Genomic DNA, 15,788 nt, shown 5'->3' with positions numbered 1-15,788 from the left:
ATGGGAAACCCCCAGAACGTATCCGGTGCGCAGATCCCGCCGACCCTGAGCGCACAGGACCTGGTGCTTTCCTACGGGGAGCGCCTCGTGGTGGACGGGCTTTCCGTCACGCTGCCGGCCGGCCGGATCACGATGATCGTGGGTGCCAACGCCTGCGGCAAGTCCACGCTCCTGCGCGGCCTCTCCCGGCTGCTCAAGCCTGCCGGGGGATCCGTGCTGCTGGGCGGCAGGGATATCCATGCCCGGCCCGCACGCGAGGTGGCGCGGACACTGGGGCTGCTGCCCCAGACGCCCACAGCCCCCGACGGCATTACCGTTGCGGACCTCGTGGGCCGCGGCCGGTACCCGCACCAGGGCTGGTTCCGCCAGTGGACACCGGCCGACGACGCCGCCGTGGCCGCCGCACTTCAAGAGACCGGCACGCTGGATCTGGCGGAACGGAACGTGGACGAACTCTCCGGAGGCCAGCGCCAGCGTGTCTGGATTGCCATGGCACTGGCCCAGGACACGGACATCCTGCTGCTGGATGAGCCCACCACCTTCCTCGACGTCACGCATCAGATTGAAGTGCTTGACCTCGTCACCGACCTCAACCGCCGTTCCGGCACCACCGTGGTGATCGTCCTGCACGACCTGAACCTGGCCGCCCGTTACGCGGACCACCTGATTGCCATGAAAGCCGGAGCGATCGCGGCCCAGGGCGCCCCGGCCGAGGTGGTCACCGAGCAGCTCGTCCGTGACGTTTTTGGTCTTGAATCCCGGGTGATCAGTGATCCCGTAGCGGGGACGCCTATGGTGGTTCCTTTGGGCCGCCATCACGCAGCACTTCGTGAGGAAAAGCTCCCGGAGGAAGAACCGGCAGAAAAAGTGCGCCCCGCGGGCGCCGTGGGATACCTGCCCAATCCGCAGGACAGCCAATCAGCATCCGACAACCGCCTGGAGGCAGCATCATGACGCAGGTCCGCACCGGCAACGGAGCCACAGCCGCTCCCCGCAAGGCACGCCGTGCCTCCAGCGCAGGGGCCGTGATGTGCTTCGACGTCGAGGTGAAGCGGGTGCAGCGCCTGAGCGGGAACTTCCAGCGGATCACCTTTGCCGGTTCCTGCCTCTCCGAGTTTGGAGTGCAGGGACAAACCCACGACCTGCGGATCAAAGTTGTGGTGCCCTCCGTCGCCCCTGACGGCCGGAAACTGCCGATGCCGGTGTTTGATTGCAGCGACACCGGCTGGTACCGCAACTGGCTGCAGCTCGACGCCGGCGTGCGCGGCTCCATGCGCACGTACACTGTCCGCGCAGCGCGCTGCGGCGGTGCGGAACCGGAGATCGACGTCGACTTTGTACTGCACTTTGACGAACAGGGCCGGGGCGGACCGGCTTCCAGCTGGGCTGCTGCCGCGCAGCCGGGCGACCGGGTCAGCATCATCGGACCGAACGCCGCGCACTGCGTCACCGCGGAAAGCTACGGCGGCATCGAGTGGCGGCCGGGTATGGCACGGCACATCCTGCTTGCCGGTGATGAAACAGCGGTTCCCGCCATCACCGCAATCCTCGAATCCCTGCCTGCCGACGTGACAGGGCATGCCCTGCTGGAGGTTCCTGCGGCTGAAGATGTGCTGCCGGTATCCACGGATTCCTCGGTCCGGGTGACCTGGCTGCCCCGCGGCGGCCGCCCCCACGGCGAGCTGCTGGAGGAAGCCGTCCGGGGCGCCGTCGCCCTGCCGGGCTGGGCTTCCGTGGACGGTGCGCCGGTACCGCCGAGGCCGGTCATCGAAGACGTCAACATCGATGAGGCCATCCTGTGGGAGACCCCGCAGCGGCTGACCCCGGCCGCCGTAAAGGCCACCCCGAACCCGGACACCCCTTCCGGGGCCCTGCCGTTTTATGCGTGGATTGCCGGTGAGGCGGCGGTGGTCCGCGGACTGCGCCGGTACCTGGTCTCGGAAGCGGGCATTGACCGCAAGCAGGTGGCCTTCATGGGCTACTGGCGCAGCGGCCGGGCTGAGCTTTAGGACGGGACGAGCTTTAGGACGGGCTGAGCTTTAGGACGGGCTGAGCTTTAAGACCGGACGAGACGAGCTTCAGGACGCGATGCGCTTTGAGGGCCGGACGCGCTTGAGGGCGTGACGGCCGCCGCGCCGTGCCCGGTTATTGCTCACAATTCTTTCCGGACCGCAGTCCTTTTCCCGTAAAATTAAGGAGTCGGAGTGCCGCTCCGTGCGCTTTTTGCGGGAGTAAAACTCCGTGCTTTTAACCACAGCATTCTTGTTCCCTGCCCCTTTGCCAACATTGCACAGAGGTGATGGATTACGAAGAACCCCACGCAGCCCCTGCGTTATCTGACGGAATTACGGCAGCGGGTCCTTAGCTGGGCCACGGAAAACCGTCCGCCGGGTAAACACGTTGCGTCGACGGTCCGGAGATATGTGCCGGCCGGGCTTTTGCAGGCGGCACAGTCACTGCCGCTGAACCCGCAGTGGTTTGCCGCTCCCGGACGCAGCACCTGCGCCATGGGCGCCGCAGCCGCACTGGTGGTGGGAACCGCCGTCGTCGGAACCGCCCACGCGGCGCACGAGCCCGCAGAGCTGCAGCGAACCACAGTGGTGTCGGAGCTTCCCGCCAAGGAAGAAACTGAATCGGACGAGCCGTCCGACGGCGAAGCGGCGTCGGACGGGCAGGGCTCCACCACTCCCGTGGCGGCCCCGCCCGAGCCCGTGCCCGAAGAAGTGCCGGCATCCGTGCCGCTGGATGAGCTCCGCGTGACCTCGCCGTTCGGCTGGCGGGAGAACCCGCTGCTGGCCGCCGGCACCCTGGAATTCCACACCGGCATCGACTTCGGCGCTGTCACCGGCACCCCGGTAAAGGCAGCGGCCGCGGGCACGGTGACGTACGCCGAATACCACCAGTACGGCGGCCTGCGGATCGTGGTCGACCATGGCAACGGCACCGAAACCACCTACAACCACCTCAACGAGATCCACGTGGAGGTGGGGCAGTGGGTGGACTTCAACACCGTGATCGGTGCCATCGGCAGCACCGGGAACTCGACCGGCCCCCACCTGCATTTTGAAGTGCTGGCCAACGGTGAATACCAGGACCCCGCCGTTTGGCTGGGCATCTAGCTTCCCGGCCCGGAGGCCCGGTCCTAGACCCGGGGATTTGTCAGGATCGCCGGGTCTTTCTTCCCGTGCGGCATCCGGACCCGAAGGGCGCTGGGATCCACCCGGAACGCCACATGGGACGCCTTGCCCAGATGGTCGCCGTCAACCTCGAACTCCTGCGGAACCTCGGTGAAGATCTCGGCTTCCTTGCACTGGTAGTAGTCCACCGACGTGCTTCCCTTGCCGCGGCGCAGCAGGCCGGCAACAACGCTCAACCAGCCGAAGCGCCCCTTGGGAGCCATGGTCATGACGTCCAGCAGTCCATCGTCGATGCGGGCGCCGGGGAAAATCTCCAGCCCGCCCATGATCTTTCCGCAGTTTCCACCCATGACGCTGCGCGGATGACCGTGGATTTCCTTGCCGCCGTCGAGCCGGATGGTGCTCTTGACCGGCTTGCCGGGGAGGTTCCGGATGCCGGCGTCGACATAGGCCAGCCAGCCGACGTTGTCCTTCAGGGTGTCATTCGTGTCGCCCATCAGCGCCGCGTCATAGCCGAGTCCGGCCATGACCAGGAAGACGTCACCCTTCAGCGCGCGGTCAAGGGTGACATGAACGACGTCGATGTTGCGGTCCGCTCCGGTCAGGGCGGCGGTGACCGCGCCCTCGGGATCGTCGACGGCGATGTCCAGGTTGCGGGCCAGCAGGTTGCCGGTGCCCAGGGGCAGCAGCCCGAGGGGGGTGTCGGTGCCGGTGAGCTCAGCGGCCACGCAGCGGACCGTGCCGTCGCCGCCGGCTGCAATCACGAGGTCAATCCCGGCGTCCAGGGCCTCGCGGGCCATGCCGCGGCCCGGGTCTTCTTTGGTGGTCTCCAGCCACAGCGGCTCTTCCCAGCCTTCATTCCGGCAGATCCTGTCGACCAGGGCGCGGATGTCCACATCCGTTTTCTTGATGGGGTTCATGACGACGGCGGCGCGCTGGCGCGTTCCTGCGGGTGAGGTAGGCATGGGATCCTTTGGGCGGCGAAGGCTTGGCGGTTCAGTGCGGGGGGCTGGTGCAGCGCGGCGGGAGGGTGCAGGCGGGAGCCTGCGGCCGGAGTGCAGCTTGCTTCAGAGTCTAATCCGCCCCGGGCCCGCGCGCTGGCAGATGCAGGAACTGTCCAATCAACTTGTAACCTGTGGGAGTGACTTTTACTTCTCGATATGTGGCCCTGGGGGATTCCTTCACCGAAGGCGTGGGGGATTGGGACGACTCCCGGCCCAACGGTGTCCGGGGCTGGGCGGACCGGGTGGCGGAGCAGCTGATGCTCGCCGACAACTCCTGGGGCTACGCAAACCTCGCCATCAGGGGCAAGAAGCTGCATCAGGTCCTCGCCGAGCAGGTGGACGCCGCCGTCAGGCTCCAGCCCACCCTGGTCACCATTTACGCGGGCGGCAACGATATCCTGCGGCCCAAAGTGGACATCGATGCGCTGGTCGGTTCGTACGACGCCGGCATCGCGGCTTTGCGGGCCTCCGGAGCTGCAGTTCTCGTCTTCACCGGATTCGACTCCGGCCGCGCCCCGGTGTTCGGGGCCACCCGGGGCCGTACCGCCCTGTACAACGAACTGGTCCGGGAGTCCGCGGACCGCCACGGTGCGGAGCTGGTGGACTACTGGCGGATGAAGGAACTTCAGGATGAGCGGTACTGGGACGTTGACCGGCTGCACATGTCGCCGGCAGGGCACATGCTCACCGCCAAAAAGGTCCTGGAAGTCCTGCGCCGCACCGACGCCATAGACGTTCCGGAACTGGACGCGCTGCCGTCCCGGACCCGTGTTGAACAGCTGCGCCGCGACGCTCAGTGGGCCCGCGAGTATCTGGGCCCGTGGGTCGGGCGCCGCCTGCGCCGGGTTTCGTCGGGTGACAACCTCAGCCCCAAGTATCCCGTCCCGGTGCGTCTCGACGTGCCGGCCGGCGTCGGAGACTGACACCGGCCAACCTCCACAACCGGTGTCGGGCCGGCGCGGCTGCAGGGCAGCCCGCCCGTGGATTTTCGTGCTGCAGTATTCCCGGAATAACGCTCTCCGGCGGCTTTCCGGGACGAAAATGAGGCCTCTAATGCGCTGCGGTGAGGCGTTTCACAATTTCCGCCGTAGTCCATATGCTGACGCGGATTAAGCTGCCGGCTAAAGCCCGCCACCGGCTCCGGCCGCCCCCTGCAATTCGGTGAGGGGGGCTGTTTTTCCTAAACTTGATGGTCTGCCCGGCGCCTATTACGGCGTCCGGCCGGTTGCTTCCGATACACGCAGCTGACTTCTAGGAAAGAAAGCCAACATGCCTAAAGATGCACCGACTAAGCGCCGCCCCGTTCTGGGCCGCAGGCGACTGAAGGTCGATGACGTGAATGTCGTTGACAAATCGATGATGAAAAAGGCCGTCGGCGGAACCGTCGTCGGCAACACCATGGAATGGTTCGACATCGGTGTCTACGGCTACCTCGCCGTCACCATGGGTGCCGTGTTCCTCTCCGAGGCTGATGCCTCCGCCCAGCTGATCTTCAGCCTGGGCGTTTTCGCCGCCACCTTCCTGGCCCGTCCGCTCGGCGGCATCGTGTTTGGCCGGCTCGGCGACAAGATGGGCCGCCAGAAGACGCTGGCCACGACCCTGATCCTGATGGCCGCCTCGACGTTCGTCATCGGGCTCCTGCCCGGCTATGACCAGATTGGCATGTGGGCACCGGTCCTGCTGATCCTGATGAAGCTCCTCCAGGGCTTCTCCACCGGCGGCGAATACGCAGGTGCCACCACCTTTGTGACGGAGTATGCCTCGGACAAGCGCCGCGGCTTCCTCTCCAGCATCCTGGACACGGGCAGCTACCTGGGCTTCGCCCTGGGTGCCGGTGTCGTTTCCGTCATGCAGCTGACGTTGAGCCCCGAGACCATGCTGGACTGGGGCTGGCGCATTCCGTTCCTGATCGCCGGCCCGCTGGGCCTGATCGCGATTTACTTCCGCCTGAAGATCGAAGAATCCCCGGCGTTCCAGGCGACCCTGGACGCCCAGGAGGCAAACGCAGCGTCGGACAACCCCGACGATTCGGTCACCCCTCCAGGCACCCTGGCCATGATCGGCCTCTACTGGCGGCCGATCCTCGTCGCCATGGCCCTCGTTGCCGCAGCAAACACCGTCGGCTACACGTTGACGTCCTACATGCCGTCATACCTCACGGACTCCATGGGCTATGACGCCCTGCACGGGACGCTGCTGACCATCCCGGTCCTGGTGCTCATGGCTGCCTGCATCCCGCTGGCCGGGAAGCTGTCGGACCGCATTGGCCGCCGCCCGGTCCTGCTGATGGGTGCCGGCTGCACCATTGTGCTGGCCGTGCCGGCATTCCTGCTGATCGCTCTGGGCCCAATCTGGTCCACGCTGCTGGGCCTGGTCCTGCTGGCCGTGCCGGTGACGCTGTATGTGTCCAACCTGGCCTCGGCGCTTCCGGCCCTGTTCACTACGGCCAGCCGCTACGGTGCCATGGGCATCTCGTACAACTTTGCCGTGGCCATCTTCGGAGGCACCGCGCCGCTGATCATGCAGGGATTGATCAACGCCACGGACAACGACCTGATGCCCGCCTTCTGGCTGATGGCGACCTCAGTCGTCGGAGCCGTGGCCGTCTTTATCATGAAGGAATCCGCAAACCGGCCGATGCCCGGCTCCATGCCGAGCGTGGACACCCGGGCCGAAGCCCACGAACTGGTGGCGACCCAGGATGAAAATCCCCGGCTCGACGTCGATTCCCTGCCGTTCGGCACGGAAACGGCCGATTCCGGCAAGTAGTAAATCCAGTCAGGCCCGCCAATCCTTGAAGCCTCAACCAACCATGGGAGAATTGACCGCATGAGTGAATCTGATGCATCCGGTCCCCGGTGGCTGAGCCCGGAGGAACGGCGTGCCTGGCTGGCGCTGTACGCGGTGGCCACCCGGCTGACCCCCACCTTGGATGCAGACCTGTTCAAGCGGGCCCGGATCACCCTGTTTGACTATCATGTGCTGGCGATGGCTTCCGAAGCGCCGAACCGGGCCCTTCCCATGAGCGAGCTGGCGGCACGGTCCAACGCCTCGCTCTCCCGCCTGTCCCATGTGGTGAAGAAGCTGGAGGGCCGCGGCTGGATGGAACGGTCCCAGTCGCCCGTCGATGCCCGCGTGACCATGGCCGCACTGACTCAGGAGGGCATGGTGGCCCTTGAGGGGCTGGCCCCGGATCATGTAGGCACAGTGCGGGACCTGGTCTTTGACGGGCTTGATGCCCGCGACGTCGAGGACCTTGAGCGGGTGGGGCGCAGGATCCTCGCCCGGATCGAACCGGGCATCGGGTTCCTTGACGAAGAGGGCGCCTGACACCGGGATTTAGCGTTTGCTAGCGTAGTGAGAGCTGAGCAGCCCCACCAACCCAGCGAGAGGTACTACTCATGCATGCGCCGCGGATCCTGACCATTATTCTTGCCGGCGGAACCGGGGGCCGGCTCGGAGCGCTCACCGAGCACCGGGCGAAGCCGGCCATGCCGGTGGCGGGCTCCTACCGGCTCATCGACATTCCCCTGTCCAACCTCCACAACAGCGGGTTCTCCGACGTCTGGATCGTGGAGCAGTACAAGCCCAAATCCCTCAACGACCACCTGGTCAGCGGGCGCCCCTGGGACCTGGACCGGACCAACGGGGGCCTGCGCGTCCTGCCGCCGTACCAGGGCGGGGAAGGGGAGGGGTTTGCCGAGGGCAATGCCGACGCGCTTTACCGGCAGGCCGACTACATCCGTGAATATGATCCGGACCTGGTGCTGGTGCTCAGCGCCGACCACCTCTACCGCCTGGACTACCGCGACGTGGTGGCCACCCATGAAGAGGCCAATGCCGCACTGACGGTAGTGACGACCAAGATCCGCAACAACCCCTCTGACCACGGTGTCGTCGAAGCCGCTGACGGGGAGGTGGCCGGCTTCGAGTACAAGCCGGAAAACCCGAAGACTGACCGGGTGGCCGCCGAGATCTTCCTGTATGACGCCGCCGTCCTGCTGTCCGCCATGGACGAGCTGATGGAAAAGGAAGGCAAGCTTGAGGACTACGGGGACCAGCTGATTCCGTACCTGGTCCGGACCGAAAAAGTAGCCGAACACCGGCTCGACGGCTACTGGCGGGATATGGGGACTCCGCGCAGCTACCACCAGGGCCACGTGGATCTCATCGACGGGCGGGGGCTGGTCTTCGACGACCCGAAATGGCCGATCCTGAGCGCGGCGCCGCGCCGGCTGCCCGGCTATGTGGGGGACGGCGCGCAGGTCTCCGGGAGCCTGCTTGCCCCGGGGTCGCGGGTGGAAGGGACCGTCCGGCGCAGCGTGATTGGCCCGGGCGCAGTGGTGGAAGCCGGCGCGGACGTTGAATCCTGCGTGATCCTGGGAGATGTCCGGGTCCGCTCCGGCGCGCGGCTCCGCAACGCCATTGTGGACGCGGACGCGGTGATCGGCGGAGACACGGAACTGGACGGTGCGCAGCTGGATCCGGACGCAGGCGTGGTGGTTGTCGGTGCGGACGGCGCCGTTGACGCCCCGTCGTCGTCGTAAACCGTTCCCGGCGACCGTGAGGTCGGGCACGTTAACCGGGTAGGGTGTCCCGCCGGTTTGAATGAACGGCGGCTTGCCCCTAGGATAGAGAGGCGTTAAGTTGCGCCTGTGCCCACCCGGCCCGCTGTGAAGCAGCCGGAGGGACATTTGCGCGGCCACCCGTATAAACCTAGAATTGAAGGCTGTCCCGGCAGATACTGCTTGGCTTCCTGAACTTCACCGTCTTCCCCGCGGCGAGGCACTTCGGCTGGATCTCACCCCGCCAGGTTCACCTCCGGAAAGTCGCAGTAATAACGGTGTCAAAACTGGTGGCGGGACGCTCTTTATGGCAGGTGCTTAGGCAAACGCCCTGTGTCTGTTTTTTGAGGACCGTCATATTTACTACAACTGGAGGAGAGAGATCATGGCAGCATACTGCCAGGTCACCGGAGCCATTCCCGGCTTTGGTCACAGCATTTCGCACTCGCACCGCCGCAACAAGCGCCGGTTCGACCCGAATATTCAGAAGAAGCGTTACTGGGTTCCGTCCCTGCGCCGCAACGTTACGCTGCAGGTTTCGGCCCGCGGCATCAAGACGATCGACGTGCGCGGTATCGACGCCGTCATCACTGACCTTATCGCGAAGGGTGTGAAGCTCTAGTGGCTAAGGACAAGGACGTACGTCCGATCATCAAGCTGAAGTCGACCGCCGGCACCGGGTACACGTATGTGACCCGCAAGAACCGTCGTAACGACCCGGACCGCATGGTCCTGAAGAAGTACGACCCGAAGATCCGCCAGCACGTCGAATTCCGTGAGGAGCGCTAAACATGGCAAAGAAGTCAAAGATTGCCCGCAACGAGCAGCGCAAGGTCGTTGTTGAGCGCTACGCTGCAAAGCGCCTCGAACTGAAGAAGACCCTGGTGGATCCGAACGCCACCGACGAAGCCCGCGAAGCTGCACGCCTCGGCCTGCAGAAGCTTCCGCGCAACGCCTCGCCGGTTCGCCTTCGCAACCGCGACCAGATCGACGGCCGCCCCCGCGGTACCCTCCAGAAGTTCGGTATCTCGCGTGTGCGTTTCCGCAACATGGCCCACGCAGGCGAACTGCCGGGCGTCAAGAAGTCCAGCTGGTAAGCATCGCTTAATCTGCTCTGAAAGGGCGGCAACCTCTGAGGTTGCCGCCCTTTTTGCTGTCCGGGTGCCGTGCGGCGCCGCCCGCCCCGGGCAAGGCAGCGCCGGTCCGGCCCTCCGCGGCCAATTCCGCGCCGTTGCAGGGAAGTTGCAGGAAAGCAGCCTACGAGCCGCAGCGGGGCAAATGGCACCTTTTTCTGGGCTGAGAGCGGAAAAAACCGCTAAAAACAGCGGATTTTGCCGGACTTTCGGTGTCAGGCTGGTAAGTTTTCCAACAGTGGCGGTTTCGCATCCGTGATCCGCTCGAGCTAACCCCTAGTCCAGGAGGACATAAATTGGCTATGAACCGCAGTGAACTTGTTGCAGCAGTCGCAGAGAAGTCCGGCAACAGCCAGACCGCAGTTAATGGCGTGCTTGACGCTGTCTTCGAGATCTTCGCAACCTCCGTTGCCAATGGTGAAAAGATCACCATCCCGGGCTGGCTCGCCGTTGAGCGCACCGACCGCGCTGCCCGCACCGGCCGCAACCCGCAGACCGGCGAAACCATCCAGATCCCCGCAGGCCACAGCGTCAAGCTGACCGCGGGCTCCAAGCTGAAGGCTTCGGTCTCCAACAAGAAGTAACTTCTTCGCATGTGCAAGGGCCGGTGCCGGAAGGCGCCGGCCCTTTCCGCGTAATTAGCCCAAATTTCTACCGTGGGTAGAGAATAGGTAACGTGCCTAAAACTGCCAACACCGATACCGCAGCCGGCGGCCGGGCGGGAAGGGATCCCCGCCCCGCACCCGGTGCTCCCGCTGCCGAGGCGGCCGTCCGGAACGGCTGGCTGATCGCAGCCGTCGCCGTCATGCTCACCGCGCTGGCTTCAGCTCTGCTCTTCTCCGGAGCCGCAGCCGCCCAGCAGCTGTCCGATCCCGGGGCCCTGACCCGGTGGGCGCTGCCGGTGGCCAAGGCGGTGCAGAACGCGGCCATGGCCGCCGTCATCGGCGCCCTGGTCTTCGCGGTGGCCATCCTGCCCAAATCCCTGAAACTGAAGCGGGGCCGCAGGATCGAGGCCGGAGAGCCGGAACACCCCGCGTTTGCCAAGACCCTGTCGCTGGCCGGAGCGGCCGCTGCGGTCTGGACGCTGTCCGCCGTCGCCGTACTGCTCTTCACCTACTCGGATGTGTCCGGGCTTCCGCTGAGTTCCGAGGCCAGCTACACCCAGGGCCTGGGATCCTTCGTCACTGATTTCTCCACCGGGCGGGCATGGCTGGCCGTGAGCATTATTGCCGCCGTGGTGACCACCCTGGCTTTCGGCGTCCGGTCCCTGAACGCACTGGCCGCCACTGCCGTGCTGGCTGCAGGCGCCATCATTCCCATTGCCCTGGTCGGACATTCCGCCGGCGGCGATGACCACAGCGCGGCCGTCAACTCGATCGGACTGCACCTGGCCGGCGTTTGCCTGTGGATCGGCGGGCTCATTGTCCTGGCCGTCGTGTCCCGCCGGCTGGGCCCCATCACCGGCGTCGTCCTGCGCCGCTATTCTGCCCTGGCCGGTTTCGCCTTCGCCCTGGTGCTGCTCTCCGGCGTCGTGAACGCCTCCCTGCGGATCACCTCGCTCGAGCAGCTGAACTCGGAGTGGGGCGCCCTGGTGATCGTCAAGGCTGCGGCAACTCTGCTGCTGGGGGTCATCGGCTTCCTCCACCGCCGCTGGATCATTCCGCAGCTGCCCGCGAAGGTCCCCGGCTCCGCCGAAGGGTCCAGCGAGCACGGCGGACCGAAACAAAAGAGTGCCGGCCGCATCCTCTGGCAGCTCATCGCCGTCGAACTGCTGATCATGGGCGCCGTCTCCGGCGTGGCGGTGGCGCTGGGCCGCACCGCCACCCCCCGCCCTGAGGAACTGCCGCCCAATGCCTCCCCGGCACGCATCCTGACCGGGTACGACCTTCCGCCGGAACTGACCCTGGAGCGCTACCTCACGGAATGGCGCTTCGACTGGCTCTGGGTCGCCATCGTGCTCACCCTCGCGGTCGCTTATCTGCGCGGAGTGGTCAAAGTCCGCCGGCGCGGGGACAAATGGCCGCTGGTCCGGACCCTGTGCTGGCTGGCCGGCCTTGCGATGCTGACGTATGTCACCTCCGGTGCCCCGGCCGTCTACGGCATGGTTCTGTTCAGCACCCACATGCTCGCCCACATGTCCCTGACCATGGTGGTTCCCCTGTTCCTGGTCCTCGGTGCGCCGGTGACGCTGGCTCTGAAGGCCCTCACGCCGCGCGGCGACGGAACCCGCGGCATCCGCGAGTGGATCCTCGTGGGTGTGCACTCATGGTTCTCCAAGCTCGTCACCAACCCGATCTTCGCGGCAGTGAACTTTGCCGGCTCCATCGTGGTGTTCTACTACTCCGAGCTGTTCGGCTTCGCCCTGCGCCAGCACGTGGGCCATGAACTGATGATCGTGCACTTCCTGCTGACCGGGTACATCTTCGTCCTGACGATGATCGGCATCGACCCGCTGCCGTACCGGGCGCCGTATCCGCTGCGCCTGGTGATCCTGCTGGCCACCATGGCGTTCCACGCGTTCTTCGGGGTGGCGGTGATGGGCGGCACCTCGCTGATCCAGGCCTCCTACTTCGGAAACATGGGCCGGGAGTGGGGACTCTCCGCCCTTGCCGACCAGCAGCTGGGCGGATCCATCATGTGGGGAGTCGGTGAAATTCCCACGGTGATGGTGGCAATCGGCGTGGCCCTGCAGTGGTCGCGGACGGACGCCCGCGAAACACGGCGTAAAGACCGGGCCGCCGAGCGGAATAATGAGGCTGAGCTCGCCGCTTACAACAATATGTTCGCCAATCTGGCCAAGCGGGATGCCAGCAGCCCTGAAGGAGATCGTAAATGACTGAAACCGTGCGTGCCGGCTACCGGGTGCGGGCCTCTGCCCTTGAGGGCCGCAACTGGCTCAACACCGGCGGCCGCCAGCTGGGGCTGGAAGACCTGCGCGGGAAGGTCGTGCTGCTGGACTTCTGGACCTTCTGCTGCATCAACTGCCTGCACGTGCTGGATGAGCTGCGCCCGCTGGAGGAGAAGTACTCCGACGTGCTGGTCACAGTGGGCGTGCACTCGCCCAAGTTTGAACACGAAGCGGATCCGGTGGCCCTGGCCGCGGCCGTGGAGCGCTATGAGATCCACCACCCGGTCCTGGACGACCCCGAGCTGTTCACCTGGCAGGCCTATGCCGCACGTGCCTGGCCCACCCTGGTGGTCCTGGATCCCGAGGGCTACATCGTGGCCAACCTCTCCGGTGAAGGACATGCCGCCGGCCTGGATTCGCTGATCGGCGAACTGGTTGCCGAGCACGAGGCCAAGGGAACACTGCACCGCGGAGACGGTCCGTACGTCCCGGCCGAGCCCACCGCCGGAAACCTGCGCTTCCCGGGCAAAGCGGTTCCGCTGCCCGGAGGCACCTTCCTGGTGGCCGACACCGGCCACCACCGCCTGGTGGAGCTGGAAGCGGACCTCACGACGGTGCGCTCCGTCATCGGGGACGGGACGAAGGGCTGGCAGGACGGCTCGGCAGCCGCGGCCCGCTTCAACGAGCCCCAGGGGCTGGCGGTGCTTCCCGCAGCCGTAGCCGGGCGTGCCGGGTACGACGTCGTCGTCGCGGACACCGTCAACCACCGCCTGCGCGGCGTGGCCCTGGCCACCGGAACCGTCACCACAGTGGCAGGAAACGGTGTTCAGCGGCTCCTGGACGCGGGAAACCACACGAAGCGGGGAGCGGGGGAGGAACATCCCTCGGAGTCCAGCACAGCGGAAGCCAGCGGCTCCGGGCCTTCCCTGACGGAGACCGCCCTCGGGAACGAACCCCTGAACGTTTCCCTCTCCTCGCCGTGGGACCTCACCTGGTCAACTGCGCTGGGGCGCCTGGTCGTGGCGATGGCCGGCACCCACCAGATCTTCACCTTCGATCCGCTCAGCCGTTCCGTGGACATCCTGGCCGGCACCGGGCTGGAGGGCCTGCTGGACGGGCCCGGGGACAGCGCCTGGTTTGCCCAGTCCTCGGGTCTGGCCGAAGACGCTGACGGCAACATCTGGGTCGCGGATTCCGAGACCTCGGCCCTGCGCCGGCTCTCCTTTACCGCGGACGACGGCGGGACGCAGGTGCTGGTGAGCACCGCCGTCGGCGCCGGGCTCTTTGATTTCGGTTTCCGGGACGGCGCCGCCGGCGAGGCGCGGCTGCAGCATCCGCTGGGCGTGGCCGTGCTGCCCGACGGCTCCGTTGCCGTCGCCGACACCTACAACGGTGCGGTTCGCCGGTATGACCCGGCCACGGAAACCGTGTCCACCCTGGCCCGCGGACTCTCCGAGCCCTCCGATGTCCTGGTTGACACCACTGCGGAGGAACCGCTGCTGATTGTCGTTGAGGCCAACAAGCACGAACTGGTCCGGGTGCCGATTCCCAAGGAAGCGCAGTCAGTGGACGAGGGCGCCCGGCAGACCCAGCGCCCGGCCAGCCCCGTCGCAGCCGGTCCGCTGGCCCTGTCCGTTCGGTTCTCCGCCCCCAAAGGCCAGAAGCTGGATGACCGCTGGGGAGATCCGACGCAGCTGAAGATTTCCTCCTCGCCGGAGGAGCTGCTCGTCTCCGGCGGCGGCACCTCCACCGGCCTGACCCGTGAGCTGGTGCTGTCCGGCTCCGTCCCGGGCGGCGTCCTGCACATCACCGCCCGCGCCGCTGCGTGCGACGGCGAACCCGGGGGCGAGATCCCCGATCACGCGGCGTGCCACCTGTACCAGCAGGACTGGGGCATCCCGGTGACCATCGACGCCGCCGGGGACACATCGCTGACACTGGACCTGCGCGGCCTCGACTAACCGCCTCGAAAGCCCCGCCAACTACAGAAGGTGTACGTCCCTAGGGGCGTACACCTTCTGTAGTTCGGGGGAGGGATAGCCGGCCCTGGAAGGTCAGTCGATAAGTGGCGTGACCGAAACCTCGGTGCTGCCGACTGACAGCTGCGCCGCAAAGCTGAAGTCCTTCTCCACATCCAGCGGGCTCTTTACGCCGGAGAACAAATCCGTCTGCGTGGCGGTGAGCCGGGCCTTGCCGTTCAGCGGCGAGAGCACCCAGTTGCCGGAGACGGAGCGGATCTTTACCTCGGGATACTCAGTGATCTCCCAGGTGATCGGCAGTTCAACCCGGTTGTCGGTGAAGTGGAAGAACGGGCATCCCGGGGGAGCGAGGCGGTCCTGGGCGCTGGTGCAGCCCGCCAGGAAGGTGCGCACGTCCTCATTCACTTCATTCTTTAGTGCTTCGGTGGCTTCGGTGGTGAGCACCAGGTCCGCCGTGTCCTGAGATGAGGTGATGGAATCGGTCTGCTCCGCAGCGGCGAAGAACTCCGAGGTGTACGAAACCTCAACCCGGGCGGGATAGAACGCCGCAAAGGTGGTCGTGTCTTCGGGAAGGGCGACCGGGACGCCGTTTACGGAGGCCTGCGGCTGGCCGGCTGCCGTCACCGTCAGCGTCGGCAGCGTGGAGGGCACGAAGGACCAGCGGTCAAAAAAGAGCCAGTGCTTATCGGTGCGTTCCAGCCGGTAGGTGCTGGTCTCTTCCTCACCGCCGAGGGAGTAGCGAACATCAAGGTCCACCCGGTTTCCGCCGGCGTTCCGCGGTTCTCCGATTTCCAGCACCTCGAGGCCGGCGGTTGATGCCTTCAACCCCTCATCGTCCAGAAGGACGGCATTCGCGTTCGGAACCTTGGCGGCAAGCAGGCCGAGGGCGCGTTCGCCGTCGCCCTCCTTCAATGCCGTGAGGTAGCTGCTGACCTGGTGCTCGGGACCGTAGATCTTGGCGTTGACAAAAAAGATCACCACTACGGCGGCGGCCACCGTGAGCATGAGCGCGAGCAGCCATGTGGACACGGCCTTAATTACTGAAGTTGTTCCCTGCACTGCTCAAACGATACCGGGTGAACACGCCGAGGCCCCGGACCTGCGGCAGCGGCCGCAGGTCCG

At 65.9% G+C, this 15,788-nt stretch carries 15 protein-coding genes; 13 read left to right on the top strand and 2 right to left on the bottom strand.

Going from position 1 to position 15,788, the window contains the following annotated elements; all coding sequences use genetic code 11:
* The 3 genes from M1D40_RS16430 (at window position 1) to M1D40_RS16420 (ending at window position 3,119) form a co-directional block, all read left to right on the top strand.
* Window positions 1-954, top strand: coding sequence for an ABC transporter ATP-binding protein (locus M1D40_RS16430; protein WP_341395143.1), 954 nt, complete (start codon window positions 1-3; stop codon window positions 952-954).
* Window positions 951-2,009, top strand: a complete 1,059-nt coding sequence (locus M1D40_RS16425) for a siderophore-interacting protein (RefSeq protein WP_445818927.1) — start codon at window positions 951-953, stop codon at window positions 2,007-2,009. Before M1D40_RS16430 ends, M1D40_RS16425 begins: the two co-directional genes overlap by 4 nt.
* A gap of 414 nt (window positions 2,010-2,423) precedes the next feature.
* Window positions 2,424-3,119: a M23 family metallopeptidase gene (locus tag M1D40_RS16420; RefSeq protein ID WP_461169508.1), complete on the top strand. Its 696-nt coding sequence runs from the start codon at window positions 2,424-2,426 to the stop codon at window positions 3,117-3,119.
* Window positions 3,120-3,142: 23 nt separating this feature from the next.
* On the opposite strand, the gene M1D40_RS16415 is transcribed toward M1D40_RS16420, so the two are convergent.
* Window positions 3,143-4,102, bottom strand: coding sequence for a diacylglycerol/lipid kinase family protein (locus M1D40_RS16415; protein WP_461169507.1), 960 nt, complete (start codon window positions 4,100-4,102; stop codon window positions 3,143-3,145).
* A 176-nt stretch (window positions 4,103-4,278) separates the two neighbouring features.
* Here M1D40_RS16415 and M1D40_RS16410 point away from each other — a divergent pair, with 176 nt between their 5' ends.
* From M1D40_RS16410 to M1D40_RS16365, 10 genes are all read left to right on the top strand, one after another.
* Window positions 4,279-5,064 carry an SGNH/GDSL hydrolase family protein gene (locus M1D40_RS16410; RefSeq protein ID WP_341395146.1) on the top strand — a complete coding sequence of 262 codons (786 nt, stop codon included), beginning with the start codon at window positions 4,279-4,281 and terminating at the stop codon, window positions 5,062-5,064.
* 346 nt (window positions 5,065-5,410) lie between these two features.
* Window positions 5,411-6,910, top strand: a complete 1,500-nt coding sequence (locus M1D40_RS16405) for an MFS transporter (RefSeq protein ID WP_341395147.1) — start codon at window positions 5,411-5,413, stop codon at window positions 6,908-6,910.
* Window positions 6,911-6,970: 60 nt separating this feature from the next.
* A complete protein-coding gene (locus M1D40_RS16400; RefSeq protein WP_461169506.1) occupies window positions 6,971-7,471 on the top strand; it encodes a MarR family winged helix-turn-helix transcriptional regulator in 501 nt (166 codons plus the stop codon).
* 71 nt (window positions 7,472-7,542) lie between these two features.
* Window positions 7,543-8,688 (top strand): glucose-1-phosphate adenylyltransferase family protein, encoded by a 1,146-nt coding sequence (locus M1D40_RS16395; protein WP_461169505.1) that lies wholly within the window; start codon window positions 7,543-7,545, stop codon window positions 8,686-8,688.
* Window positions 8,689-9,091: 403 nt separating this feature from the next.
* Entirely contained in the window at window positions 9,092-9,328 is a 237-nt protein-coding gene (rpmB, locus tag M1D40_RS16390) for a 50S ribosomal protein L28 (RefSeq protein ID WP_104053173.1), read from the top strand.
* Window positions 9,328-9,495 (top strand): 50S ribosomal protein L33, encoded by a 168-nt coding sequence (rpmG, locus tag M1D40_RS16385; protein WP_013602737.1) that lies wholly within the window; start codon window positions 9,328-9,330, stop codon window positions 9,493-9,495. The genes rpmB and rpmG overlap by 1 nt, the downstream gene beginning before the upstream one ends.
* 2 nt (window positions 9,496-9,497) lie before the next feature.
* Window positions 9,498-9,803 (top strand): 30S ribosomal protein S14, encoded by a 306-nt coding sequence (gene rpsN / locus M1D40_RS16380; RefSeq protein ID WP_104102015.1) that lies wholly within the window; start codon window positions 9,498-9,500, stop codon window positions 9,801-9,803.
* 332 nt (window positions 9,804-10,135) lie between these two features.
* A complete protein-coding gene (locus tag M1D40_RS16375) occupies window positions 10,136-10,423 on the top strand; it encodes an HU family DNA-binding protein (RefSeq protein ID WP_152223378.1) in 288 nt (95 codons plus the stop codon).
* A 221-nt stretch (window positions 10,424-10,644) separates the two neighbouring features.
* Entirely contained in the window at window positions 10,645-12,675 is a 2,031-nt protein-coding gene (locus tag M1D40_RS16370; protein ID WP_341395305.1) for a cytochrome c oxidase assembly protein, read from the top strand.
* Entirely contained in the window at window positions 12,672-14,648 is a 1,977-nt protein-coding gene (locus M1D40_RS16365) for an NHL domain-containing thioredoxin family protein (RefSeq protein WP_461169504.1), read from the top strand. The genes M1D40_RS16370 and M1D40_RS16365 overlap by 4 nt, the downstream gene beginning before the upstream one ends.
* 93 nt (window positions 14,649-14,741) lie before the next feature.
* Here M1D40_RS16365 and M1D40_RS16360 read toward each other — a convergent pair whose 3' ends face one another.
* Entirely contained in the window at window positions 14,742-15,695 is a 954-nt protein-coding gene (locus tag M1D40_RS16360; RefSeq protein WP_461169503.1) for a hypothetical protein, read from the bottom strand.
* Window positions 15,696-15,788 lie beyond the last annotated feature (93 nt).

Source organism: Arthrobacter sp. Z1-15 (genome assembly GCF_054792395.1).
Note: the sequence above shows the minus strand (reverse complement) of the source record. Positions and strands in the feature narration are given on the sequence as shown.